We start from the raw sequence: 3,396 nt of genomic DNA on the forward strand, positions 1-3,396 counted from the left end.
GAAAAACAGTTGGATATTGCCACCCAGGCAGAAATGCAGGACTTCACCTTGCTGCGGAATCGTGTCGGCGAAGAAGAAATTGCTGAAGTGGTTTCCAAATGGACCGGGATCCCGGTGTCCAAAATGCTGGAAGGTGAACGCGATAAACTGCTGAAAATGGATGAAGCTTTGCACGAACGGGTTATCGGTCAGGACGAAGCAGTCAACTCAGTTGCTAATGCGATTCGTCGCAGTCGTGCTGGTTTATCAGATCCCAATCGTCCTAACGGTTCATTCCTGTTTTTAGGGCCAACGGGGGTGGGTAAAACCGAGCTATGTAAATCGCTGGCAACGTTTTTATTTGATACCGAAGAAGCGATGGTACGGATTGATATGTCCGAGTTTATGGAGAAACACTCGGTTGCGCGTCTGGTCGGTGCTCCTCCCGGTTATGTCGGCTATGAAGAAGGCGGTTATCTGACGGAAGCGGTGCGCCGCAAACCTTATTCAGTGATCCTGTTGGATGAGGTCGAAAAAGCCCATCCAGATGTCTTCAATATCTTGTTGCAAGTGTTGGATGATGGTCGTTTGACTGATGGTCAAGGTCGGACCGTGGATTTCAGAAATACGGTTATTGTGATGACCTCCAATCTGGGCTCCAATGTGATTCAGGAAATGGCCGGTGAAGATAATTATGACGCCATGAAAAATGCGGTAATGGAAATTGTCGGTCAACATTTCCGTCCGGAGTTTATTAACCGTGTGGATGATGTGGTGGTATTTCATCCGTTACAGAAATCACAAATCCGTGCGATTGCTGATATCCAGCTGTCACATTTGCGGCAACGTCTGGCAGAAAAAGAAATGGGACTGGAATTATCTGATGCGGCACTGGATATGCTGTCTGAAGCAGGGTTTGATCCGGTCTATGGTGCCAGACCTTTAAAACGGGTAATTCAGCATGAGTTGGAAAACCCGTTAGCCCAGGCTTTATTGTCTGGTCGTTTTGTTGCCGGTCAGGTTATAAAGGTAGATGTGCAGGATGAAGAATTGACCTTTGCCAGTGAGCTGATGCACTAGAGGCTGTTGTTCTTTCATAGCCACCTCCGCTGGTGGCTATCCAACAAGCGGGCTGAAAGAGGAACAGTGTTAAAACGTGAATCATTTATCGAGTTGGGGAAAACTGACCCAACTCGATATTTTAATGAAACCATGATTCAGAACTTTGGTTAAAGATTATTTCGCCTGTATTGCCTGTTGAGCTTAAATAATCATTGCTTAATTTGGGAATGCAATCCCTGCAAAGCGCTGCAAGTCACTGATATAATGCCGGACTTTGTCCCCATCTCTCACAGGTAACTAACTCATGTCTGATTTCGGCAAGTTTGTCGATGCTTTCACGCCAGCGGAAGTCGCGGAAAAAGTCAAAACCGTCGGTGTGGATAAGGCCAATATGTCCATTATCCCACTGGTGATTCTCTCGTTAATGGCGGGGGCTTTTATCTCGTTTGCTGCCATGTATTACACAGTGGTGATGACGGACGCCGGTGCTGCATATGGTCTGGCCAGACTGGTTGGTGGTCTGGTATTTGCGTTGGGTTTTATTCTTGTGGTGATAGCCGGGGCAGAATTATTTACCGGGAATACGCTGGTGGTGATGGCTTACGCCAAAGGGCAGGTAAGTTTCAGGTCACTGATGCGTAACTGGGGAATTGTCTATGTTGGTAATCTGGTCGGTGCTTTAGTCACTGTTTATCTGGTCTATCTCTCCGGCTATTTAAGTGATGGCAATCTTGGGGTAGGGGTAACCGCGATCAAAACCGGTCTTGCCAAAGTGGACCATACCACCACAGAAGCTTTTGTCCGTGGATTATTCTGTAATGTGCTGGTCTGTCTAGGCAGCTGGATGGTCTACGCATCACGCAGTGTGACCGATAAAGTAATGGCTGTGTTATTTCCCATTTCTGGCTTTGTGGCGATGGGGTTTGAACATTGCGTGGCGAATATGTACATGATTCCAATCGCGATGATAGCTGCAACAGATCAAGCCATTGTGACTGCTGGTCATTTTGATGCTGCGCAACTGGCCACACTGGATTTTGATGGCTTAATGGGCAATCTTATCCCCGTTACGCTGGGGAATATTGTCGGTGGTGCTGGCTTTGTGGCAATGGCTTATTATCTGGTCTACGTTTACGCTCGTCCGGCACGTTAAATAGTAAGGTGCACCGCTTTAACGGTGCACCTGAAATTTACCAGGATTTGTAAGGTAAGAATTTTCCATCAAGCGTAATCACAATGCGATCACCTTTAGGATCAGGTTTTTTCTCGATATTCATGGCAAAATCAATGGCACTGACGATGCCATCCCCACATTTTTCATGCACAATCTCTTTAATGGTCGGACCATAAACCGACATCATTTCATAAAGACGATAGAGTAATGGATCGGTAGGAACAGTTTGGTCCCATTGCTTGTTTGGGTATTTCTGCAGAGCCAGTTCCACTTCAGTGCCCAGATCCAGTGACTGACACAGTTTTTTGGCGGTATCGGCCGGCATACTGTTCATACCCAGACACGCTGATGCCGTCCACTCAGGTGACATACCAATGGCTTCACCAATTTTTTCCCAAGTCAGTTCTTTCGTTTCTTTTGCCACCATGATGGCTTGCGTCATAGCAAGTTTATTCATTTTCACTCCAAAATCTTTAGTTCGAATAAAAAACCTGACACCAATTCCCGGTGCCAGGCCAACGAGGAAATCAATTCATTTTTTCTGAAAACTCAGCGGTAGGTGCACCTGTTTTATAATGTGTGGCATACAACATCCCACCAGTCAGTACTAAACCGCCGACCAGGTTACCGAAGATAACCGGTATTTCGTTCCACAATAACCAGTCAGCAATGGTGATATCTGCGCCCATCAACATACCCATAGGGAACAGGAACATGTTAACGACGGCGTGTTCGAAAACCAGTCCAAAAAACACTGCGATAGGCAACCACATTGCGACCACTTTGCCGGCGACTGAATTGGATAACATCGCACCGACAACACCGGTAGAAACCATCCAGTTACAGAGAATGCCAGCGACAAAAACGGTTAGCCAACCGGCACCGCCGTGTGCCGCAAAACCCAAGGTCCGTGCTTCAGCAGCCTTGGCAATGGCCTGACCTGCTGCGCCAGGTTCAGTGGTAAAAGCGAAGGTCCAGGCGATGCCAACTAACAGAGCTGTGGTTAAGGCTCCGAACAGGTTGCCAATACCCACCAGTAACCAGTTTTTTAACATGCCGTTAAAGGTGCAGCCACGACGTTTATCCAATAAGGCTAATGGTACTAATGCAAATACACCTGTCAGCAAATCAAAGCCCAATAAATTCAGTAAAACAAATCCGACAGGGAAAACTAACGCGCC

General features: G+C 47.0%; 4 protein-coding genes. 2 read left to right on the top strand and 2 right to left on the bottom strand.

The genetic code is table 11. The features are described from left to right. A partial coding sequence (locus B3M51_RS10440; protein ID WP_292758998.1) for an AAA family ATPase occupies positions 1–1,059 on the top strand: 1,059 nt, incomplete at its 5' end. Between the two features lie 286 nt (positions 1,060–1,345). Further along, entirely contained in the window at positions 1,346–2,194 is an 849-nt protein-coding gene (locus tag B3M51_RS10445) for a formate/nitrite transporter family protein (RefSeq protein WP_292759001.1), read from the top strand. Between the two features lie 37 nt (positions 2,195–2,231). Here B3M51_RS10445 and cynS read toward each other — a convergent pair whose 3' ends face one another. After that, positions 2,232–2,672: a cyanase gene (gene cynS / locus B3M51_RS10450; RefSeq protein WP_292759004.1), complete on the bottom strand. Its 441-nt coding sequence runs from the start codon at positions 2,670–2,672 to the stop codon at positions 2,232–2,234. A gap of 70 nt (positions 2,673–2,742) precedes the next feature. Beyond that, on the bottom strand, positions 2,743–3,396 hold a 654-nt coding region (locus tag B3M51_RS10455; RefSeq protein WP_292742126.1), incomplete at its 5' end, for a formate/nitrite transporter family protein.

The sequence above is a fragment of the Methylophaga sp. UBA2689 genome, from assembly GCA_002354555.1.
In the GTDB taxonomy this organism is placed as follows: Bacteria; Pseudomonadota; Gammaproteobacteria; order Nitrosococcales; family Methylophagaceae; genus Methylophaga.